This window comes from Saccharothrix lopnurensis (assembly GCF_042658445.1).
Taxonomy (GTDB): domain Bacteria; phylum Actinomycetota; class Actinomycetes; order Mycobacteriales; family Pseudonocardiaceae; genus Actinosynnema; species Actinosynnema lopnurensis.
The window spans coordinates 23724-44792 of the sequence record NZ_JBHSQO010000004.1 but is presented as its reverse complement, the minus strand read 5'-3'; the positions used below and the strand labels follow the sequence as shown (position 1 = coordinate 44792).

Here is a 21069-nt window from a genome sequence, read left to right as displayed (position 1 = left end):
TGCCCTCCGGCGCGGGAAGCGGTCAGGGGGCCGTTTCACGTTCCCAGGTGTCGGCGGACCGCACGGAGGTCCGCCAGGAAGCCCTGGTACGCCTCGTCGCGGTCGGGGGCGCGCAGTACGGCCGAGGGGTGGATCGCGGCGATGACGTCACGGCCCCCGCGCTCCTCCGGCTTCCCGCGCCGCTCGGTGACCTTGACGTCGTTGCCGAGCACGGCCTTGGCGGCGGTGGCTCCCAGGCAGACGACCAGGTCGGGGTCGACCCGCGCCAGTTCGGCGTGCAGGCACGGCAGGCAGGCCGTGACCTCGCCGCGCACCGGCGACTTGTGGACGCGCCGCGTGCCGCGGGCGTCCGAGGTGAACTTGAAGTGCTCGACCGCGTTGGTCAGGTAGACGCCCTCGCGGTCCAGGTCCGCCTCCGCCAGGGCCTTGTCCAGCGGCTTGCCCGCGGGTCCCACGAACGGCTCGCCGCGCCGGTCCTCGACGTCACCGGGCTGCTCGCCCACACGACCAGCAGGCAGGCGTCCTCGGGCTCGGCGCCGAAGACCACCCGGGTCGCGTCCTCGCACAGGTGACACCCCCGGCACCCGTCCGCCGCACGGCGCAACGCCGCCACATCCGCGCCTTCCGGCACGAACGGGGCGGCGCTGGTCGTCGTGCGACTAGCCGCGGAAGGCGTCCTTCACCTTCTCCGCGGCCTGCTTGAGGGAGCCCTTGGCCTGGTCGGTACGGCCCTCCGCCTGCAACTGCTCGTTGTCGGTGGCGTCGCCGACGGCCTCCTTGGCCCGGCCCTTGAGCTCCTCGGCCTTGTTGTCGAACTTCTCGTCGGCACCCATGAGCGAAGTCCTTCCTTCGTGCTGCGGTCTCATCAGGTGGATACCCGGCCACCCGTCCGGGGAAACCGGCGGACATGACCTCACGCATCCTCGCCCTCGTGATCGACCGCACTTCCGCGCAGGTCAGCGCCCTTTCGGAGTTTTGGTGCCCGGCTTTGGGGTACCGGGTCGACCGCCGGTGGCAGGACCCGCGCGGGGTGACCTGCACCGAACTGACGGGTGACGGGCCGATGCTGCTGCTCCAGCCCGTCGACGAGCCGAAGACCACCAAGAACCGCCTGCACCTGGACCTCGTGGCGCCCCGGGACCGGGACGCCGAGGTGGACCGGCTGGTCGGGCTCGGGGCCCGGCGGGTGGGCGGCGACGAGGGGTTGCCGTGGGTGGTGCTCACCGACCCGGCGGGCAACGAGTTCTGCGTCCTCCCGCCACGCTGAGGGCGGTCCAGTTTCGCCGGGCCGGCCTCTCTCGACTACGGTGATCGTCTACGCGGTTGAAAAGCCAGCCGCAAGCCACCCGCGCCCGAAAGGGCACCAGGGTCAGCGAGAGCTGTGGGCTTGCCTGGGTCGGGCACCCGCGTGTCCTTTGGCGCTCTTGCACAGCTGGCCTGGCTGACCGGTACCGACGTGCGAGAGGAGCCCGACCGTGGTCGGGGACAACGGCCGTGACGATTCGCTGACCGCGCGGATCGCCAGCCTCGAGGCCGAGGTGATGGGACTGCGCAAAGCCGTGCAGACGCGCACCGTGATCGGACAGGCCACCGGCCTGATCTCGGCGGTGCAGGGCTGCACGCCGCAAGAGGGGTTCCAGCTGCTCGTGCGCATGTCGCAGCACCACAACGTGAAGTTGCACACGATAGCGCTGAAGCTGCTCGACCTGTCGGCCGAGCTGGGGCCGCGCCAGGCGGTGCGCGCCGTGCACCTGTCCGCCGAGCCGAACGGCCGGGTCGCCGCGTCCGAGTGGCCCGGGGTCGACGTGGTGCACGCGGCCAGGCGACTGGTCGCGGCCTACGACGCGGCCCGGGAGGCCGAGGACGAGCGACCGGAGGTGCGAAGACAGCTGGCCGACCAGGTCACCCTGGCCGGCCAGCTGCTCGCGGAGAAGCTCACCGAGGTGGGCTGGCTGCCGGGGGACTGAGCACCGGGGGACCGAGCACGGCGAAGGAGTCGCCGGGCAGGTGCGCGACCTGCCCGGCGACCTTCACGCCCTCGGAGGCGAGCAGCACGTCCAGCGGCTCGACGTCGAGCCGCACCTCCGCGTCCGGCCCGAGGTTGCACACCACGCGCAGCGGGCCCCGCTCCAGCACCAGGACCGGGCCCTCCTCCCGCACCGCGAACCGGTCCAGCCGCGGGTCCGCCAGCTCGGGCCGTTCCCGGCGCAGCGCGATCAGCGCCCGGTAGGTCTCCAGCAGCTCCCGGTGGCCGTCCTCGGTCACCTCGTCCCAGCGGAGCACGGAGCGCCGCACGGTCTCCGGGTCCATCGGGTCGGGCACCTCCTGCTCGTCCCACCCGTGGCGGCCGAACTCGCGCCGCCGGCCGGTGCGCACCGCCTCGGCGAGCCCGGGGTCCGGGAACGAGGCGAAGAACTGCCAGGGCGTGCTCGCCGCCCACTCCTCCCCCATGAAGATCATGGGGGTGTACGGGGAGCACAGCACGATCGCGGCGCCCACGGCGAGGCGGCGCGGGGACACCGTCGCCGACAGCCGGTCGCCGGTGGCCCGGTTGCCGACCTGGTCGTGGTTCTGGAGGTAGGCCAGGAACCGGTAGCCCGGCAGCCTCCGGTCGACCGGGCGGCCGTGGCGCCGGCCCCGGAACGACGACCAGGTGCCCGCGTGGAGGAACACCTCGCGCAGGGTCTTGCCGAGTTGGCCCTCGAAGTCCGGGTAGTAGCCGAACGTCTCGCCGCTGAGCGCCACGTGCAGCGCGTGGTGCAGGTCGTCGGCCCACTGGGCGTGCAGGCCGTGGCCGCCCGCCTCGCGCGCGGTCACCAGGCGGGCGTCGTTGAGGTCGGACTCGGCGATCAGGGTGAGCGGCCGGCCCAGTCCCGCCGACAGCGCGTCCACCTCCACGGCCAGCTGCTCCAGCACGTGCAGCGCGCCGCGGTCCACCAGCGCGTGCACGGCGTCGAGCCGCAGCCCGTCGACGTGGAAGTCGCGCAGCCAGCCCAGCGCGTTGTCGATCACGTACCGGCGCACCTCGTCCGCGCCCTCGCCGTCGAGGTTGAGGCCGGGGCCCCACTCGTTGCTGCCCGCGAAGTACGGCCCGAACCGGTCGAGGTACGCGCCGGAGGGGCCGAGGTGGTTGTAGACCACGTCGAGCAGCACGGCCAGCCCGCGCGCGTGGCAGGCGTCGACGAACCGCTTGAACCCGTCCGGCCCGCCGTAGGGCTCGTGCACCGCGCCCCACAGCACACCGTCATAGCCCCAGCCGGCGGTTCCGTCGAAGGAGTTGACCGGCATCACCTCGACGTGGGTGATGCCGAGCGACACCAGGTGGTCGAGTCGCTCGATCGCGCCGTCGAACTCGCCGGACGGGGTGAACGTGCCGATGTGCAGCTCGTAGATCACCGCGCCGGGCAGCCCGCGCCCGGTCCAGGCCGAGTCGGTCCACCGGAACGCCGAGTGGTCGTACACCCGCGAGGCGGCGTGCACGCCGTTCGGCTGCCACGCCGACCGGGGGTCGGGCAGGGCGTCCCCGTCGAGCACGAACGCGTAGTCCGCGCCCGCCTCCCGGGGCACGTCCGCGTGCCACCACCCGTCCCGACCGGCCGTCATGTCGTGGTCGTGCCCGTCGACCCGGACCCGGACGCGTTCGTGCGCCGGGGCCCACACCGAGAAAGTCACAGATCTCCTCGCACCAGCAGCGCCACCGGGTAGCGGTCCAGCAGTTCGGCCAGGCGCGGGGACGACGTCGAACCCGGCACCGGCCGGGAGGTGAGCACGTCGGTCCACTCCCCCGCCGGCAGCGGCAGCACCGTGTCGCCCCACCCGCCCGCGTTCGCCAAGCCCACCGGAAGGCGGGTGGCCACCGCAACCACACCGGTCCGCTCGAACGCGACTGCGTGCGGTGCGGCCGGTCCGGCGGCGGGCAGCGGCCGGTAGCCGCGGAACAGCTCGGGCCGTTCCCGGCGCAGCCGCAGCGCGCGGTGCACCACGAGCAGCTTGGCCGCCCCCGAGTCGTCCACCTCCGGCAGCCAGCCCTCCTCGATCCGCCGCAGCAGCCTGCGCCGCACCTCGTAGTCGACCGGGCGGCGGTTGTCGGGGTCGACCAGCGACAGGTCCCACAGCTCGGTGCCCTGGTAGACGTCGGGCACGCCGGGCGCGGTGAGCTGGACCAGCTTCTGGCCCAGCGCGTTGGACCAGCCGTGGCCCACGACCCGGTCCACGAACGCCGCCACGTCGGCCGCCACCGGTCCGTCCAGCACCCGGTCGGGCCACGCGGCCACGGCCGCCTCGAACTCCTCGTCGTGGTCGGTCCAGGTGGTGCGGACCTTCGACTCCTTGGCCGCCTTGTCCAGGTAGTCGCGCATCCGGTCGGCGGTGATCGGCCACGCGCCGACCAGCGACTGCCAGGCCAGGGCGTTGAGCGACGGCTCGTCGATCGGGTGCTCGGCGGTCCACCGGCGCACGTGCGCGGCGAACTCGTCGGGCATCTCCGCCAACACCGCGAGCCTGGCCCGCACGTCCTCGGACCGCTTGGTGTCGTGCGTGGACAGGGCGGTCATGCCGTGGGGCGCGCCCGACTCGCGCAGGGCCGCCCGCCGGTGGAACTCCTCCGGCGGCACCCCGAAGCGGTCGGGCGCGCCGCCCACCTCGTTGAGCGCGACGAACCGGGTGTAGCGGTAGAACGCGGTGTCCTCGGTGCCCTTGGCGACGACCATGCCGGAGGTCTGCTGGATCCGGGTGGCCAGCTCGCCGCCCGGGTCGGCGCGGACCTGCTCGTCGAGCGCCCGCGCGGCGGGCGAGGCGGCCCCGGCCACGGCCGCCTCCCACGCCTCCAGCCCCTCGGGCAGGTAGGAGCGGTAGACCGGGAAGTTGACCATGACCTCGGCCACCGCCTGCTCGGCCTCGTCCCGGTCCGGGTGCCGCAGCAGCGCGGCGATCCGGCGCACCTCGGCGCGCAGGATGGTGCCCGCGACCAGCTCACGGCTCTCGTGCTCGACGGCGGCGAAGTCCACCGGCACGCCCAGCTCGCGGGCCAGCGCGGTGACGCCCTCCTCGCCCGCCGGGTCGACGAACAGCCCGCACACCTCGCGCAGCGCGTCGTAGCCGGTGGTGCCCTCGGCGGGCCAGCTCGCGGGCAGCGCCTCGTCCACGCCGAGGATCTTCTCCACGACGAGCCACGCGCCCGAGCGCTCCTTGAGCCGCCGCACGTAGCCGCCGGGGTCGGCCAGGCCGTCCGGGTGGTCCACCCGCAGGCCGGTGACCTCGCCCGCGGCCACCCACCGCAGCAGCTCGCCGTGGGTGGCCTCGAACACCTCCGGGTCCTCGACCCGCACGCCGGCCAGCGTGGTGATGTCGAAGAACCGCCGGTAGTTCAGCTCGGTGTTGCCGCGCCGCCAGAACGCCAGCCGGTAGTGCTCGTGCTCCTCCTCCGACGCCTCGTCGGCGGCGAAGGGCAGCAGGAGCTTGCCGGAGTCCCAGTCGACGTCGAAGTAGTGCGCGTACCGCGATTCGCGGCCGTGCCGCAGCACGTCCCACCACCAGGCGTTGGCGTCGTCGTGGTCGACGGCCATGTGGTTGGGCACGACGTCCAGCACGAACCCGAGGCCGGCGCCCCGCACCGCCTTGCTCAGCGCGACCCGGCCCGCCTCGCCGCCCAGCTCGTCACGGGCCCTGGTCGGGTCGGTCACGTCGTAGCCGTGCGTGGAGCCGGGCACCGCCTCCAGCAGCGGCGACGCGTACAGGGCGCCGGCGCCCAGCGCGTCCAGGTAGTCGACCACCGCCTCCGCGTCGGCGAAGGTGAAGTCGGGGGTGAACTGGATCCGGTAGGTGGAGGACGGGACGCTCATTCCACACCTGTCCGCTGGAGCACGACCAGGGAGCGACTGGCCAGGGTGAGCGTGCCCCCGGCGGGGATGGGGTCCTCAGCCAGTTCGGGCGCGACCACGGTGCCGGTGGCGGTGTCGACGACCACGGTCCACTGGGGGCCGTAGCCGGGTTCGGGCAGGGTGACCTCGATGTCCTCGTGGTGGGCGTTGAAGGCCAGCAGGAACGAGTCGTCGAGCACCCGCATCCCGCGCTGGTCCAGGTCCGGGATGCCCTCGCCGTTGAGGAACACGACGATGCACTTGCCGAAGCCGTCGCCCCAGTTCTGCTCCTGCATCTCCTCGCCCGCGGGGGTGAACCAGGCGATGTCGCGCAGCTCGTCGCCCTTGCGGATGGGCTTGCCCTGGAAGAACCGGCGGCGGCGCAGCACGGGGTGCTGCTTGCGGAACGCGGTGAGCGCGGAGGTGAAGTCGACCAGGTCGCGGTTCTTCTCCAGCAGCGACCAGTCGACCCACGACAGCTCGTTGTCCTGGCAGTAGGCGTTGTTGTTGCCCTGCTGGGTGCGGGCCAGCTCGTCGCCGTGCAGCAGCATCGGCACGCCCTGCGACAGCAGCAGGGTCGCCGTCATGTTGCGCCGCTGCCGGGCCCGCAGCTCGTTGACCTCCGGGTCGTCGGTGGGTCCCTCGACGCCGCAGTTCCACGACCGGTTGTCGTCGGCGCCGTCGCGGCCGTCCTCGCCGTTGGCCTCGTTGTGCTTGTCGTTGTACGAGACCAGGTCGTTGAGGGTGAAGCCGTCGTGGGCGATGACGAAGTTGATCGAGGCGTACGGTCGCCGCCCGTCGTCCTTGTAGAGGTCCGACGAACCGGTGATGCGCGAGGCGAACTCACCGAGCGTGGCCGGCTCGCCGCGCCAGAAGTCGCGCACGGTGTCCCGGTACTTGCCGTTCCACTCGGTCCACAGCGGCGGGAAGTTGCCCACCTGGTAGCCGCCGGGGCCGACGTCCCAGGGCTCCGCGATGAGCTTGACCTGGCTGACCACCGGGTCCTGCTGGACCAGGTCGAAGAACGTGGACAGCCGGTCCACGTCGTAGAACTCCCGCGCCAGGGTCGCGGCGAGGTCGAAGCGGAACCCGTCCACCCGCATCTCGGTCACCCAGTAGCGCAGCGAGTCCATGATCAGCTGGAGCGTGTGCGGGCTGCGCACGTTCAGCGAGTTCCCGGTGCCGGTGTAGTCCATGTAGAACGTGGGGTCGTCCTCGACCAGGCGGTAGTACGCCTGGTTGTCGATGCCCCGCATGGACAGCGTCGGGCCCAGGTGGTTGCCCTCGGCGGTGTGGTTGTAGACCACGTCGAGGATGACCTCGATGTTCGCCTCGTGCAGGGCGCGCACCATGCCCTTGAACTCCTGGACCTGACCGGCGTTCTCCGGCAGCGCCGCGTAACCCTCGTGCGGCGCGAAGAACCCGATCGTGTTGTAGCCCCAGTAGTTCCTCAGGCCCTTCTGCTCCAGGCCGTGGTCGCTGATGAACTGGTGCACCGGCATCAGCTCGATCGCGGTCACGCCGAGGCTCTTGAGGTGTTCGATCACCGCCGGGTGCGCCAGGCCCGCGTAGGTGCCGCGCAGGCGCTCCGGGACCTCCGGGTGCAGCATGGTCAGGCCCTTGACGTGGGCCTCGTAGATGACGGTCTCGTTGTAGGGCGTCTTCGGCGGGCGGTCGTTGGCCCAGTCGAAGAACGGGTTGACCACGACCGACAGCGGCACGTGACCGGCCGAGTCCTGGTCGTTGCGCTCCTCCGGCGACCCGAAGGGGTAGCCGAACAGCGACTCGTGCCACTCGACCTCGCCGGTGATCGCCTTGGCGTACGGGTCGATCAGCAGCTTGTGGGGGTTGCACCGCAGACCGCGCCCGGGATCGTGGGGACCGTGCACGCGGTAGCCGTACTTCTGGCCGGGACCGATGCCGAGGATGTAGCCGTGGTGGACGAAGCCGTCCACCTCGGGCAGCCGCACGCGCGTTTCGGCCCCGTCGGCGTCGAAGAGGCAGAGTTCGACGTAGTCCGCGACCTCCGAGAAGAGGGTGAAGTTGGTGCCGACGCCGTCATAAGTCGCGCCGAGCGGGTAGGGAGTTCCGGGCCAGGGCCGCACAGGGGTTCCTCCGACGAGCTTCAAGACGTTCCGACCCTTGATACCGTTCTTCAGGTCGCTACCTGCCGGTGTGCGACCTGACGAGCTGTCCGCGTGCCGCGACCAGCAGCAGGCGCGCTTCCTGGAGCTCGGAGTAGCGGAGGTGTTCGGCGGCGGCCTCGGCGCAGGCGACGGCCTGCTCCAGGGCCGGGTTCGAGCCGGCGTCGGTGCGCCGCAGGGCGTCCCGCAGGGACTCCTCGGCGAAGCGGGTGCCGGACTGGGGATCGGCGAGGTTGGACGGCCGCACGGCGGTGAGGACCCGGTCGACGGCCGCTTCGAGGGCGTCGACGGGACTCGGCAGGGCGGTCGTGACGGGGGCGGTCTGTACGGGCAGCTCGGGCAACAACCCGGTGCGGGCGACCAGTTCGGTGTTCACGGGTGAATGCCACCTCCAACCATGGCGCGGGTGACGGGCTTGACCATACTCCGCAGGTGGGCGGCCTGCGGAGGCGTTCGTGTCGCGGTTCACCGGCCGCGCCCGGCGGCGAGCGCGGCCGCCACCCGGCGCACGCGCGGGTCCTCGAAGAGGTCCGCGAGCGCGATGGGCAGGGGAATTCGCCAGTTGGGGTACTGATCGGTGGTGCCGGGCAGGTTGGGCTGGCGGATCTCGCCCAGCGCGTCCTGGGGCGAGGTCAGCACGAGCGCGGAACGGGCCTTGGCGAGGAGCGCGTGGAACGCGGTAACCAGGTCATCGGCCGGCACCCCCTCCTGGTCGAGCAGCTCGACCAACTCCCCCCGCTCGCGCGCGGCTGCCTCGTATTCCCCTTCCGGGGGTCCCTCAAACTGACCCAGCTCGGCTCTTACCCGAACGTGCTCCGCGGCCAGGAAGCCCGCCACGGTCGGCAGGTCGTGCGTGGAGATGCTCGCCATGGCCGACCCGCGCCACTTCTCCGGCGGGATCAGCGGGTGGCCGGGCAGGTCGTAGTCGCGCTGGAACCACAGCACCGCCGAGCTGAGCATCCCGTGCTCGTGCAGCGACTCGGTGACCTTGGGCTCCACCGTGCCCAGGTCCTCGCCGACCACGACGGCGCCCGCGCGGTGGGCCTCCAGGGTCAGCACGGCCAGCATCGCTTCCGCGTCGTAGTGCACGTACGTGCCGCGCTTGGGCGCCTCGCCCGGCGGGATCCACCACAGCCGCCACAGGCCGGCGACGTGGTCGACGCGGATGCCGTCGGCGTGCCGCAGCACGCTGCGCACCACCGCCCGGAACGGCTCGTAGCCCTGCTCGGCGAGCCGGTCGGGCCGCCACGGCGGCAGGTTCCAGTCCTGGCCGAGCTGGCTGAACGCGTCGGGCGGGGCGCCGACGGTGACGGCGGGGGCGAAGGCGTCGCGCCAGGCCCACGTGTCGGCGCCACCGGGGTGCACCCCGACGGGGAGGTCGTGCACTACGCCGACTGGCATACCCGAATCGTGCGCCGCGCGTCGGGCCCGATCCAGTTGCTGCTCGCACAATTCCTGGAGCCAAGCGTGGAACATCACTCGTTCGTGTGAGGGGGTGGCGGTCGCCGGGTCGCGCTGCTCGGCGGGCCACTCCCGCCAGTCGGGGCCGTGCTCCTCGGCCAGCGCGCAGAACCGGGCGAACTCCAGCAGGTCGCCCTCGGGCTCACCGTGTTCCTCGTGCCGCCACAGCAGCTCCAGGGCCTTGGCCTTGGCCCGCCACACCGCGTCGTAGTCGATCAGCTCGGTGTCGCCGGGCGGGCGCAGCGCGTCGACCTCCGCGCGGGTCTTCCCGTCGGCCCGCCGGTACGCCGGGACGTCGGTGACGCGCAGGTAGAGGGGGTTGGCGTAGCGGCGGCTGGACGGCGAGTAGGGCGACCGCTCCACCGGCGTGGTCGGGCTGATCGCCTGCACCGGGTTGACCAGCAGCACGCCCGCGCCCAGCTCCTCGGCGCTGCGCCGGGCCAGGGTGGTGAGGTCGCCGTAGTCGCCCATGCCCCACGACTCGGCCGAGCGCATCGCGTAGAGCTGGAGCATCCAGCCCCACGCGCGCGGCACCGGTTCCAGGCGGCGGGGCGCCACGATGACCGTCCGGTCGCCCAGTCGGTGGTAGCCCAGCGGCAGCGCGGCGGGCAGCTCGACCTCGCCGCCCCCCTCCAGCAGGGCGGTGCCGGTCTCGTCGAGCACGTCGCCCTCGCGCAGCACGAGCGTGCGCGGTGGGGGCTTCGGCGCGGCCAGCGCGCGGCGGATCGCCTCGGGGCTGGAGGCGTCCACGTCCAGCTGCGCCAGGACGGCCACCACGACGTCGGCGTCGACGTCCGCGCGGCGTTGGTCGGCGTCCTCGTAGTGAGTGGCCACGCCGTGGGCCTCGGCCAGTGCCGCGAGCTCGTCGTCCACGCCGGACAGCTTCGTCTCCTCAGGTCGGCCGAAGCCAGGCCGGACCGGCCTGGTCACCCGATGGTCGCAGGAAGTTCTCCCGGGTTAATGGCCTGCGCGACGGGGGTTCAAACCCGGGGTCCGGACGAATTCCGCACGACCAGCCGGACGGCCGGCGGCTCGCGGTCGGCCGACTCCCCGCGCAGGCCGGCGAGCAGCGCGTCCACGGCGTGCTCGCCGCGCTCCCGCCAGGCGACCTCGACCGCGGTGATGCCCACCGCGCGGGTCAGGTCGAGGCCCTCCAGGCTGACGATCGACACGTCGCCGGGCACCTCCCGCCCGTCGCGGCGCAGCCGCAGGAAGACGCCGAGCGCCACCTCGCCGCTGGAGCTGATCACCGCCGTCGGCAGCCGCTCGGCGTCCAGCAGCGCGTCCACCACCTGCTCACCGCCCGCGACGGTCGGCGAGGACCACAGGCTCCACTCGGGGCGCACCCGGAGCCCGCCCTCGGCCAGCAGCTCGTCGCAGGACTCGTCGACGTCCCCGGCCACCACGAACGCGACGTCCCGGTGCCCGAGCCCGACGAGGTGCCCGACGGCCGCCCGCAGCGCCTCGCGCGGGCCGTCGTCCCGCACCTCCACCACCGGCACGCCCAGGCCGGCCAGCGCGGCGCCCTCGGCCCCGCCGAGGTCGACCGACAGCGCGAGCACGCCGTCCACCCGGCGGGCCAGCGGCAGCTCCTCGAAGAACCGGGACCGCGCCTCGGGCTCCTTCACCACGTAGAGGAGCACGTCGTAACCGGCCTGGCGCAGCGCGCCCTCGGCCCCGGCCAGCAGCTCGCCCCGGCCCACGTCGGCGGTCAGCACCGCGATCGCGTACCGCCGCCCGCCCGCCAGGCTCGACGCGTCGCGGGCGATCGCGTACCGCATCCGCTTGGCGACCTCGGTGACGTACCGGCGGGTCGCCTCCGAGACCCCGGGCTCACCGCGCAGCGCCCGCGACACCGTCGCCGCGGACACCCCGGCCGCCCGCGCGACGTCGGACATGCTCGTCAACTTCCACCTCCCGGCCTGGTACGAGCCTAGCCAGGACCGCGTGGTGGTCCGGTCGCGCGCACCGGCCGGGACGTCCCGCCCCCTGGTCAGCGCACGAGCGGCGACCTCCCGGGGTGGGAGGGCGCCGCTCGTCGGGCCGGGGTCAGGCGTCGTACCTCAGCCAGGTCTGGTTGGCGCCGCCGTGGCAGTTCGAGGCGATGACGGAGGCCCGGTTGGCCTGCGACGCGGCGAGCACGTCCAGGCAGAGGTAGGACCAGACGTTGGAGTAGACCTCGCCGTCGGTCTGCCAGATCTGGTTGGTCAGGACGTAGCAGGGGTACTGCACGACCGGCGCGCCGACGCCGGAGTAGGCCGGTTCCAGGCACTTGCCGCTGGCGGCGCTGCGGAAGATGAAGCGGGCCGTCGTGCCGTCGCCCTCGGTCTGCCAGAGGTACCACTTCTGCGCGACCGCGCCGGCGACGCACTCGTGCTGGGCGGCGGCCGCGCCGTTGTGGGTGGCCGCGTCGGGCATGTCCAGGCACTTGTTGCTGTGCAGGGCGCGGAACGTGTACGGGCCGTACCACCCGCCGGCGCTCGCCTGGACGCCGTCGAGGCCGCCCGGGGCGGGCAGGTCGGTGGTGAGGGGTGCGTCGGCCGGCACGCCGAGCGCCTGGGCCGCCGTGGCCGCCGGTACCTGGAGGAAAGAACCCAGGAGCATCAGCAGGGACAGCAGGACCATCCCCGAAATCCGTACCGAACCGTTTTTGACACGCATGATCCACCCCTGGCGCTTCGCTGGTGAAGAATGTGACCCGCCGGTTGTCGCAACTCTCCCGCGAGGAGTTGTCGAACATGTTTCAGCAGCCCAGAGGCATGAGACTGGTTGCTGAAAATATCCGCGCCGGAACAGGCAGGACATCGACAGAATCGACGGATGAAGAAACCAGGGCGTTCCGGTTGATTTTCGGGGGAATTCCGGACCCGGCCGAGCGGAAGGGACGTTACCCGATTCCCGGGGCAGCACCAAGTTTCCGCTCGCGCATCGACGACCCCGGTCCCGCCGGCGGGACCGGGGTCAGGGCCGGGCTCGGGCCGGACGGGGGCGGGGGCGGGCGGGCAGGGGCCGAGGCCGGGAGGGTGAGGGCCGGGCGAGCGAGGGCTGAGGCCCGGCCCACCGCCTGAACCGGGGTCAGGCGTTCGGGGCGAGGGCGCGCACCAGGTCGAACTGGTCGGCGCCGGTGGGCAGGACGGCGATGACCGGGGTGTCCACCCCGTTCGCCGCGTACTCGGCCACCCTGCGGCGGCACTCGGCCGGACTGCCGTGCACGATCAGGTCGTCCACGACCCGGTCGGGGATCAGCGCGCCCGCGCCGCGCCGGTCGCCCGCCGCCCACGCCTCGCGCATCGGCCGCAGCGCCTCGCCGCGCCCGAGCCAGTCGTGGAAGGCCGCGTAGGCGGGCACGGTGAGGTAGGTGCTGATCAGCATCCGACCCAGGGCGCGGGCGGCGTCGGCGTCCTCGGTCGGGCAGACGAACACGCGGGCGGCCAGCTCCGCCCGGTCACCCAGCTCCTCGCGCACCCTGGGCACGTCGCCCGCGCCGAGCCAGTTGGTGATGGCGCCGTCGGCCTCCCGCCCGGCCAGCCGGAGCATCCCGGGGCGCAGGGCGGCCAGCATGATCGGCGGCGCCTCGGCGGGCACCCGCTCCAGCCGGAACCCGCGCACCGAGAACGTCTCGTAGTCCTCGGTCACCTTCTCGCCGCTCAGCGCGGCCTTGAGGAAGCGCAGGGTGTCGCGCGTGCGCCGGAACGGCTCGCGGAACTCCACGCCGTTCCACCGCTGCACGATCACCGGCGAGGACGAGCCGATGCCCAGCACGAACCGCCCGCCGGAGACCTCGGCCAGGGTGGCGGCCGACATGGCGAGGGTGGCGGGGCCGCGCGTGTAGGCGGGGACGATGGCGGTGCCCAGCCGGATCCGGTCCGACCACTGCGAGGCCAGCGCGAGCGGGGTGAAGGCGTCCGTGCCGGCGGTCTCGGCGGACCACACGTCGGTGTAGCCCAGGTCGGCCAGCTCCGCCACCAGCGCGCGGTGGTCGAGCACCGGCACACCGGTCAACGGCAGGGTGATTCCCCAACGGCTCACGATCGCCTCCCTGAGCGTCCCGGCGCCCGTCCGGGCATCCGGCCGTCACCGTACCGCAGGTACCGACCGGTCGGTATGCCCCTGACCCACCCCTGCACAGTGGCCCGCCCGCACGCCCTCACCCACCCCGCACAGCACTCCGCCCCGCCGCTCCTCACCCATGGGGGTGCGGGAGCGACGGGGCGGGACCGGGAAGTTCAGAGGGAGATGCCGCGCGCGCCCAGCCAGCCGATCGGGTCGATCTTCTGCGAGCCGCCGATCCAGACCTCGAAGTGCAGGTGGGGACCGGTGGACTGGCCGCGGTTGCCCATGGTGGCGATCTGCTGGCCCGCCTGGACCTGCTGCCCCTGGGACACGAGGATCTCGTTGACGTGCCCGTAGACGGTGATCGTGCCGTCGCCGTGCTGGACGCGAACCCACAGGCCGAAGCCGGAGGCGGGACCGGCCTCGACGACCACGCCGTCCAGGGCGGACAGGATCGGGGTGCCGATGGCGTTGGCGATGTCGACGCCGTAGTGCGTCGTGCCCCACCGCGCGCCGTAGCCCGAGGTGAAGGCGCCCTCGGCGGGCTTGGCCACCCTGGGGCGCTTCGCCGCCTCCTCCGCTGCGACGCGAGCCTGCTCGGCGGCGACGCGCGCCTTCTCGGCCTCCTCGGCGGCGACGCGGGCCTGCTCCGCCTCCTGCTCCGCCTCCTGCTGGCGCTTCAGCTCCGCTTGGCGACCCTGGTAGCCGTCCGAGGCGTGCTTGATGGCCTGGTCGACGTGCTGCCGGGCGAGGAGCGCCTCCGACCGCATCAGCTTCGCGGCCTCCAGGCCGGGCTCGACCGCGTGGACGGTGCGGACCGCGGTGGTCTGCGAGGTGGGGGCGGTGGTCGTGTTGGCGGCGAAGGCCGCCGCGAAGTCGGTGCCGGCGGCCAGCGGGATGATCCGGCTGTCGCCGCCGAGGGCGCCGGCCGCGCCGACACCGGTGACGAGCGTGCCCGCCGCGACCACGACGGCCGCGACGCGTCCCGTGACGGGGGCTTTGTCGCACTCCGCTCGGTGACAACCGCGCGTGCCGGTGGCCTTCGGGGACGCGCTGAACGCGCGGCGGCCACTGGCGATCGAATGCCGTGCCAAGGTTGTGCCTTCCTGCATCGGGGAGTTCGGTCTGGACGCCTGGCGGGGGATCCAGGTGGCCCCGCTTTCGGGGAGCGGTGCCGTGTCCATCCGGTGACCGAACCGTGATGTTCGGCCGGAAAAGTAACCCGACGTAGCCAGGAAGGGCAACCCTTCGGGTGAGTGCTGCGGGTTTTTCGTGAGCTAACACACTGATTATCACTCAGCGTGTTCAGACACTCGTAGGTTCCGTATCGAGCCGTGACAAATCCGCTGGTCCACGCCCCGCAACGGGAGGCCGATCATGTGACGGACCGCCCCGTCACCGGCCTCCCGGGAGGTCGGAAGGTGGACGACCCGGCGGAATGGCGTGACGAGCACCACACCGACTACGGCCGCGACGGCGTGGCAACGGTGAAAAAGGCCAGGCCCGCGACCGGACCGCGCTCCGACCTGCCGCGCCGTCCGGCCCGGCCGCCCGGATCGACTCCAGGGCGGCCGGGGTGCGGACCAGATGCGGCCGTAGTCCCCGAAAACCGGCGCGAGTGGGACCGGCGGAAGCTGTACTTGGTCCAGCCGGCCAGCTCCGAGCGCTTCACGGTCGGACTGGAGGGGCCGCATTCGACCGGGGTGGAGTCGACGATCCAGGTGGTGCCGGTTCACAGGTCGGTGCTGGCGGCCGGCGGGCGCATGACCTGCTTGACCAGCGGAAAGGCGGTGCGGAGGCGGCGGTTGTAGCCGGACTGGCCGGGCGGGTGGCGGAACGCGCCGGGCATCCGGGCGAGGCAGGAACCGCAGCCGGCGGGCCTCCGAGGTGAACCCGAGCAGGGCCTGGGCCACCGCGAGGGTGACCAGTTCCGCGTCGGTCGACTTCGGTGGCCTGCCGAGACGGGACCTGCACGCCGGCTCCGGACGTCACCCCGACTTGCTCACTACTCGTCTAGCGGTAGCGCTGCTCGACCTGCGGCAGGGGCTCCACGGGCTTGCCCTGGTGGATCACGTTCATCGCGTTGAACCACGTGGGCGCGGCCACCTGGCCACCGTAGACACCGCCCGAGTTGACCCGGCCGCACAGGTAGGGCGGGCTGCCGGGGCAGATCGCCTGCGGGGTCGAGCCGTCGGCGTAGGTCATCACCGCGCCGGCGTACTGCGGGGTGGCGCCCATGAACGCGACCGACATGTGGTGCTCGGTGGTGCCGGTCTTGCCGATCATCGGGCGGGTCCAGCCTGCGTTGCCCGCCGCCTGCGCCGCCGTGCCGCCGCCCTTGGTGTCCGCGGACATCCCGGTGGCCAGGGCGTTGGCCACGCCGGGCTCGATCGCCTGCTCGCAGGGCACCTCGTCGAGCTGCACCGGCTGCCCGTTGCGGTCGACGATCTTCTCCACCGGGGTCGGCGGGCACCACTTGCCGCCGCTCATGATGGTGGCCGAGACGTTGGCCAGCTCCAGGACGCTGGTCGGGCCGGCGCCCAGGGTGAACGAGCCGCTGTTGTCCCGCTTGTAGACGTCGCCCTGCGACGGGCCGTTGGAGCCGTCGGCCTTGAGCGGGATGCCCTCCTCGTTCACGCCCTGCATCGACTCCCGCAGGCCCAGCCGGTGGGCCATGTCGACGACGTTGTTCAGGCCCGCCCTCTCCTCCAGGATGATGAAGGCGGTGTTCGGCGACTTGGCCAGCGCGTCGGTGAGGGTCATCTTGCCGCCGTACTCACCGTCGTTCTTGACCGTGTAGCCCTTGTTGCCGTCCTTGTAGACCGACGAGGTGTAGGTCTTGGGGACGTCGACCTGCCGGTCGATGCCGGTGACCCCGCGCTCCAGCGCGGACGCGGCGGTGAACACCTTGTAGATGGAGCCCGCGCCGAACTTGGTCACCTCGGCGGGGATCGAGTAGGCGCTCTGCCCGGCCTCGGCGTTGTTGCCGAAGTCGCGGTTCGCGGCCAGCGCGCGCACCCGGTGCTTGTCCGCGCCCGGCTGGACGACGGCCATCGCGTTGGAGATGCCCGGCTGCGTCTTCGGCACCTGGGCCATGGCGGAGTCCTTGGCCGCGCGGGTGGCCACCGGGTCCATCGTGGTGGTGATCGTGTAGCCGCCGCGGAGGACCTCCTCCAGCGGCAGGCCGGCGCGCTCCAGGTAGTCGATCAGGTAGCGGCAGAAGAAGCCGTAGATCGGGCCGTCGCCGGCGCCGACGCACCCGTTGGGCAGCAGCTTCAGGTCGGGCACCACGCCGATGTCGGCGGCCTTGTACTCGTCGGCCTTCTCGTCGGCGACCCGCGGGTCCGCGCCGAACGCGCCGTTCTCCCGCATCTTGTCGATCACCGTGTTCCGGCGCTTGATCGCGGCGTCCACGTCGGCGCCCGGGTTGAGCCGGCTCGGCTCGTTGACCAGGCCGGCGAGCATGGCGGCCTGCGGCACGGTCAGCTCGGCGGGCGTGGTGTCGAAGTAGGCGCGGGCCGCCGCGCCGACGCCGTAGGTCTGGTTGCCGAAGGGGACGACGTTGAGGTAGGCGGTGAGGATCTCGTCCTTGCTCATCTTCTGCTCGAGCTGGGTCGCGATGCGGGCCTCGCTGATCTTGCGGCCCAGCGTCACCTCGGTGGCCTTCTCGTACGCCTCCTCCGAGCCCTTGCCGACCACGAACGCCAGGTAGTTCTTCACGTACTGCTGGGTGAGCGTCGAGGCGCCCTGGGAGGCCCCGCCGTCCACGCCCGCCTTGGCGGCGGCGCGGGCGATGCCCTGCCAGTCGACGCCCTTGTGCTCGAAGAACCGCTTGTCCTCGATCGCGATGATCGCGGCCTTCATGGTGTCCGAGATCTGGTCCGAGGGCACCGGGATGCGGTACTGGTCGTAGAGGTAGGCGATCGGCTGGCCGTTCATGTCCAGCACGGTCGACACCAGCGGCAGCTCCGCCTTGGTCAGCTCGCCGGAGGTCTGGTCCACCGTGTCCGCGGCGCGGTTGGAGGCCAGACCGAGACCGCCGACCACGGGGAAGAGCACCGCCGCGGCGAGCACGCCCGCCATGAGGCACAACCCCACCAACTTGACCAGACCTGTCGCGCGAGCGGCGAACACTGAACCAGCAACCCCTTCCGAGACCCCGCGGGAAACCCCCATCGAGTAAGTCGCACGACGACCGCCGCAGGTTGCTCACCGGCGAGCAGGAATTTCGAGAGCGATCTCGACGACAGCTGTCGAACTTACTCCTGCCCGGTGGAGCGCCTGGTGAAACCCCGTCGAGCCGAGGGGCCGGGGCCACCGGGCGGGACGAGGTGATCGAGCTCACCCGCCGGGGGGCGGGGGCGGTCGTCGATCACGTGGTCCATTGTCGAACAGGTGTTCGACTGGGGGCAAGATCACGATCGGGTGGTCATCGGGGGTTCAGCCGGATCGTGGCGCTCGCCCGCCGCATCTCCGTGCGCGCCTGCCGCGGCAGCACGTCCTCCAGGAACCGGTATTGGCGCAGGTCGTCGTCCAGGCGCCGCGACACCGTCCGCCACCAGGTGGAGATGTCCACCCACCCCGGCGCCGACAGCGACCCGCCGAAGTGCTGCACCGACAGCGCCGCGCAGAGGTTCGCGAACCGCACCCGGTGCGCCAGCGGCCACCCGGACAGCGTCCCCACCACGAACCCGGCGCCGAACACGTCGCCCGCACCGGTCGAGTCGAGCGCGGCGACGTTCAGGCCGGGCACCTCGACGACCTCGCCGCTGGTCGAGTCGACCGCGACCGCTCCCCCGCCGCCCCTGGTCACCACCACCACGGGCACGTGCTCGGCCAGCGCGACGGCGGCGTCCCGCGCCGAGCCGCACCGCGTGTAGTGCCGGGCCTCGACCTCGTTGGGCAGGAACACGTCGTAGCCGTCCAGCCGGCGCAGCAGGTCGGGCGACCACGCCTCGGTCCGGTCCCACCCGATGTCGGCGAACAGCAGCGCGCCCCGCTCCTTGGCCAGCGACACCCACCGCTCGTCCTCCGCCCCGACGTGCACGAAGCACGCCCTGGTGCAGGGCGGCGGGTCCAGCAGCTCGTCACCCGACACGGGCGCCCGGTGGCCGTGGGTCACCATGGAGCGGTCGTGGTCCATCGCCATGGACACCGTGACCGGCGAGTGCCAGCCGTAGAAGCGTCGGCAGTAGGACAGGTCGACGCCCTCCTGGTCGGCCAGGACCTCCCAGCAGAAGTCGCCGTAGGCGTCCTCGCCGAACGCGGCCGACAGCGCCGTGCGCAGCCCGAGCCGGCTCAGCGCGACGGCGAGGTTGGCGATGCCGCCGGGGCACGAGCCCAGGCCCTCGGCCCACACCTCGGTGCCCGGCGCGGGCGGCCGGGGCAGACCGGTGAAGATGATGTCCAGGAACACCGTCCCGGACAGCAGCACGTCGAACTGGGGATCGGCGGGCGACGGCGGTGCCATCCCCCCACGATGCCAGGGCCGGTCAGCCCTCGACAGCGGCCGCGAACATCTCCCGCATCCGGGCCAGCGCGCGGTGCTGGGCGACGCGGACCGCGCCCGGCGTGGAGCCCACGGCCGCCGCGGTCTCCTCGGCCGACAGGCCCACCGCGACCCTCAGCACCAGGATCTCCCGCTGCCGGTCGGGCAGCCTGCGCAGCAGCTCGGTGACGTGGCCGATCATCTCGCCGTTCATGGCCCGCTGCTCGGGCCCGTCCTCCAGCGCGGGCGTGTCGGGCAGCTCGGGCACGACCTCCGACCGGCTGCGCACGGCCCGTCTTCGGGCGTCGGCGACCTTGTGCGCGGCGATCCCGTAGACGAAGGCCAGGAACGAGCCGGGCTCATACTGGTACTTGCCGAGCGCCGCGACGACCGCCAGGCACACCTCCTGGGCGATGTCGTCGGCCGAGACGAGGGTGCGCTCCCGCGTGCCGACCCGCGCCCGGCAGTACCTCAGCACCAGCGGCTGGATGCGCTTGAGCAGCTGCTCGACCGCGCGCTGGTCGCCCAGCAGGGCGGCGTCCACCAGGTCTGCCAGCTCGGCCTCGGCGAGCCACCGGGCGGAGCGGTGGTCCGGGGCTCCCCCCGGCACCAGCCGGACCCCGGGACGGCCGGGCGCCCCCGCCGCGAACTCGACGTCAGCTCGCACGGATGCGTGATGCACCATCCGGCGACCTCCTCACGCTGCTCTGCCTCCCGGCCCACCCCGGCTCACTCATGAGGAGCACGCAGCACGGCCCCTGATACGGGATCCGGGAAAGCTGACCACGATCGACGACGGACCAGCGGGAAGAACACCCGTCCGAGGGAGGATATGAGCCGAACGGCCCAATGCCGACGGGGCGCTGGTTCATCCTGGTGAACCGTCCCGCGTCCGGGTCCCGCAATCGGGTCGGCGGTTCGGGGTGACCCCCGGGCCGGCGGCGCGGTCGGGGTCGCGGGCCAGAATGTCCGGCGCAGCGGCTGACCGGGCGAGGGATGGGGTCTGAATCCAGTGATCGAGCAGATCGGCGTGCCGACGGACGAGGGGACCTTCGACGCGATCGCGGCGGGCCCGGAGGACGGCCGCCCGGTGTTGTTCCTGCACGGCTTCCCGGAGGCGGCGATCGCCTGGGAGCACCAGGTCGCGGTGCTGGGCCGCGCGGGTTTCCGGGCGGTGGCGTTCGACCAGCGCGGCTACTCCCCCGGCGTGCGCCCCGATCGGCCCGCCGAGTACGGGGTGGACGCGCTGGTCGGGGACGTGCTGGCGGTGGCGGACTCGCTCGGCTGGTCGGCGTTCGACCTGGTCGGCCACGACTGGGGCGGCGCGGTGGCCTGGTGGACCGCGGCCGAGCACCCCGGGCGGGTGCGCAGGCTCGCCGTGGTGTCCACGCCGCACCCCGGCGCGCTCGCCGACGCGCTGCGCGCCGACGAGGACCAGCACCTGCGCTCCGGGTACCTGACCGAGTGGCGCAACAGCGGCACCGAGAAGCGGATGCTCGCCGACGACGCCGCGGCGCTGCGGGGGTTCTTCGAGTGGAGGGTGCCCCCGAGCCGGGTGGACGAGTACGTGCGGCGGCTGTCCGAGCCGGGCGCGCTGACCGGGGCGCTGAACTGGTACCGCGCGGGCCGGCCCGGCGGGAGGGCCGGGAAGGTGTCGGTGCCCACGATGTACGTGTGGAGCACCGAGGACGTGGCGTTCGGGTCGACCGCGGCGCTGGCCACCGGCGACTGGGTCACCGGGCCGTACCGGTTCGAGATGCTGGAGGACGTGTCGCACTGGGTGCCGGAGGAGGCGCCGGAGGTGCTCACCTCGCTTCTCCTGGAGCATCTGCGCTGACGGTTGAACCGCAACCGGTCCCCCGCACGTGTTCCCCCGTATGACGGAGTTGACCTACTCGGAGCGCAGGGTCGCGACCCTGGCCGCGTTGGGCCACAGCAACCGGGCGATCGCGACGCGGTTGCACATCACCGTGAGCACGGTCGAACAGCACCTGACCAGGGTCTACCGCAAGCTGGCGGTGGCCGGCCGGAGCGAGCTGAGGGGGCACCGGGCCATAGTCTGACC

At 72.6% G+C, this 21069-nt stretch carries 18 protein-coding genes and 1 pseudogene; 4 read left to right on the top strand and 15 right to left on the bottom strand.

Features of this window, described 5'->3' with window-relative positions; translation table 11 throughout:
- Positions 1–35: 35 nt before the first annotated feature.
- Together ACFP3R_RS05470 and ACFP3R_RS05465 are read right to left on the bottom strand one after the other, a co-directional pair.
- Complete coding sequence (locus ACFP3R_RS05470) at positions 36–503, bottom strand: uracil-DNA glycosylase family protein (RefSeq protein ID WP_380633452.1); 468 nt, start codon at positions 501–503, stop codon at positions 36–38.
- 156 nt (positions 504–659) lie between these two features.
- Positions 660–833: a CsbD family protein gene (locus ACFP3R_RS05465; protein ID WP_380633450.1), complete on the bottom strand. Its 174-nt coding sequence runs from the start codon at positions 831–833 to the stop codon at positions 660–662.
- Positions 834–907: 74 nt separating this feature from the next.
- Here ACFP3R_RS05465 and ACFP3R_RS05460 point away from each other — a divergent pair, with 74 nt between their 5' ends.
- On the top strand, positions 908–1267 hold the full coding sequence (locus ACFP3R_RS05460) for a VOC family protein (protein WP_380633449.1): 360 nt from the start codon (positions 908–910) through the stop codon (positions 1265–1267).
- 208 nt (positions 1268–1475) lie between these two features.
- Entirely contained in the window at positions 1476–1967 is a 492-nt protein-coding gene (locus ACFP3R_RS05455; RefSeq protein ID WP_380633447.1) for an ANTAR domain-containing protein, read from the top strand.
- Here ACFP3R_RS05455 and treZ read toward each other — a convergent pair.
- The 13 genes and pseudogenes from treZ to shbA all read right to left on the bottom strand — a co-directional run bounded on the left by treZ (position 1936) and on the right by shbA (position 19689).
- Positions 1936–3672 (bottom strand): malto-oligosyltrehalose trehalohydrolase, encoded by a 1737-nt coding sequence (gene treZ, locus ACFP3R_RS05450; RefSeq protein WP_380633445.1) that lies wholly within the window; start codon positions 3670–3672, stop codon positions 1936–1938. The two genes, ACFP3R_RS05455 and treZ, sit on opposite strands and share 32 nt — an antisense overlap.
- Positions 3669–5840, bottom strand: coding sequence for a malto-oligosyltrehalose synthase (gene treY / locus ACFP3R_RS05445; protein ID WP_380633444.1), 2172 nt, complete (start codon positions 5838–5840; stop codon positions 3669–3671). The genes treZ and treY overlap by 4 nt, the downstream gene beginning before the upstream one ends.
- Positions 5837–7963, bottom strand: coding sequence for a glycogen debranching protein GlgX (gene glgX, locus ACFP3R_RS05440; protein WP_380633443.1), 2127 nt, complete (start codon positions 7961–7963; stop codon positions 5837–5839). Before glgX ends, treY begins: the two co-directional genes overlap by 4 nt.
- A gap of 58 nt (positions 7964–8021) precedes the next feature.
- Positions 8022–8378 carry a hypothetical protein gene (locus ACFP3R_RS05435; protein ID WP_380633441.1) on the bottom strand — a complete coding sequence of 119 codons (357 nt, stop codon included), beginning with the start codon at positions 8376–8378 and terminating at the stop codon, positions 8022–8024.
- 89 nt (positions 8379–8467) lie between these two features.
- A complete protein-coding gene (gene malQ, locus ACFP3R_RS05430) occupies positions 8468–10336 on the bottom strand; it encodes a 4-alpha-glucanotransferase (protein WP_380633440.1) in 1869 nt (622 codons plus the stop codon).
- 107 nt (positions 10337–10443) lie between these two features.
- Positions 10444–11361 (bottom strand): LacI family DNA-binding transcriptional regulator, encoded by a 918-nt coding sequence (locus ACFP3R_RS05425; RefSeq protein WP_380633820.1) that lies wholly within the window; start codon positions 11359–11361, stop codon positions 10444–10446.
- Positions 11362–11512: 151 nt separating this feature from the next.
- The gene (locus ACFP3R_RS05420) at positions 11513–12088 is read right to left on the bottom strand and encodes an RICIN domain-containing protein (RefSeq protein ID WP_380633438.1); all 576 of its coding nucleotides are present in this window, start codon (positions 12086–12088) and stop codon (positions 11513–11515) included.
- 450 nt (positions 12089–12538) lie between these two features.
- Positions 12539–13492 (bottom strand): LLM class F420-dependent oxidoreductase, encoded by a 954-nt coding sequence (locus tag ACFP3R_RS05415; RefSeq protein WP_380633436.1) that lies wholly within the window; start codon positions 13490–13492, stop codon positions 12539–12541.
- A 197-nt stretch (positions 13493–13689) separates the two neighbouring features.
- The gene (locus ACFP3R_RS05410) at positions 13690–14484 is read right to left on the bottom strand and encodes a M23 family metallopeptidase (RefSeq protein ID WP_380633434.1); all 795 of its coding nucleotides are present in this window, start codon (positions 14482–14484) and stop codon (positions 13690–13692) included.
- A gap of 595 nt (positions 14485–15079) precedes the next feature.
- Positions 15080–15486: pseudogene (locus ACFP3R_RS37865) on the bottom strand (transposase family protein); the annotation flags it as partial.
- A gap of 43 nt (positions 15487–15529) precedes the next feature.
- Positions 15530–17614 (bottom strand): transglycosylase domain-containing protein, encoded by a 2085-nt coding sequence (locus ACFP3R_RS05405; RefSeq protein WP_380633432.1) that lies wholly within the window; start codon positions 17612–17614, stop codon positions 15530–15532.
- 331 nt (positions 17615–17945) lie between these two features.
- Positions 17946–18986, bottom strand: coding sequence for a carbohydrate kinase family protein (locus ACFP3R_RS05400; RefSeq protein WP_380633430.1), 1041 nt, complete (start codon positions 18984–18986; stop codon positions 17946–17948).
- Between the two features lie 22 nt (positions 18987–19008).
- Complete coding sequence (shbA, locus tag ACFP3R_RS05395) at positions 19009–19689, bottom strand: RNA polymerase sigma factor ShbA (protein WP_380633428.1); 681 nt, start codon at positions 19687–19689, stop codon at positions 19009–19011.
- 327 nt (positions 19690–20016) lie between these two features.
- Here shbA and ACFP3R_RS05390 point away from each other — a divergent pair, with 327 nt between their 5' ends.
- Both ACFP3R_RS05390 and ACFP3R_RS05385 read left to right on the top strand, forming a co-directional pair.
- Entirely contained in the window at positions 20017–20841 is an 825-nt protein-coding gene (locus ACFP3R_RS05390) for an alpha/beta fold hydrolase (protein WP_380633426.1), read from the top strand.
- 40 nt (positions 20842–20881) lie between these two features.
- Positions 20882–21067 carry a response regulator transcription factor gene (locus ACFP3R_RS05385; RefSeq protein WP_380633424.1) on the top strand — a complete coding sequence of 62 codons (186 nt, stop codon included), beginning with the start codon at positions 20882–20884 and terminating at the stop codon, positions 21065–21067.
- Positions 21068–21069 lie beyond the last annotated feature (2 nt).

What these genes read in the sequence shown, in the direction of transcription:
- ACFP3R_RS05385 (WP_380633424.1), top strand. Translation starts at nt 20,882, where the DNA reads ATGACGGAGTTGACCTACTCGGAGCGCAGGGTCGCGACCCTGGCCGCG.
- treY (WP_380633444.1), bottom strand. Translation starts at nt 5,840, where the DNA reads ATGAGCGTCCCGTCCTCCACCTACCGGATCCAGTTCACCCCCGACTTC.
- ACFP3R_RS05465 (WP_380633450.1), bottom strand. Translation starts at nt 833, where the DNA reads ATGGGTGCCGACGAGAAGTTCGACAACAAGGCCGAGGAGCTCAAGGGC.
- ACFP3R_RS05460 (WP_380633449.1), top strand. Translation starts at nt 908, where the DNA reads ATGACCTCACGCATCCTCGCCCTCGTGATCGACCGCACTTCCGCGCAG.
- shbA (WP_380633428.1), bottom strand. Translation starts at nt 19,689, where the DNA reads ATGGTGCATCACGCATCCGTGCGAGCTGACGTCGAGTTCGCGGCGGGG.
- ACFP3R_RS05400 (WP_380633430.1), bottom strand. Translation starts at nt 18,986, where the DNA reads ATGGCACCGCCGTCGCCCGCCGATCCCCAGTTCGACGTGCTGCTGTCC.
- ACFP3R_RS05420 (WP_380633438.1), bottom strand. Translation starts at nt 12,088, where the DNA reads ATGGTCCTGCTGTCCCTGCTGATGCTCCTGGGTTCTTTCCTCCAGGTA.
- ACFP3R_RS05425 (WP_380633820.1), bottom strand. Translation starts at nt 11,361, where the DNA reads ATGTCCGACGTCGCGCGGGCGGCCGGGGTGTCCGCGGCGACGGTGTCG.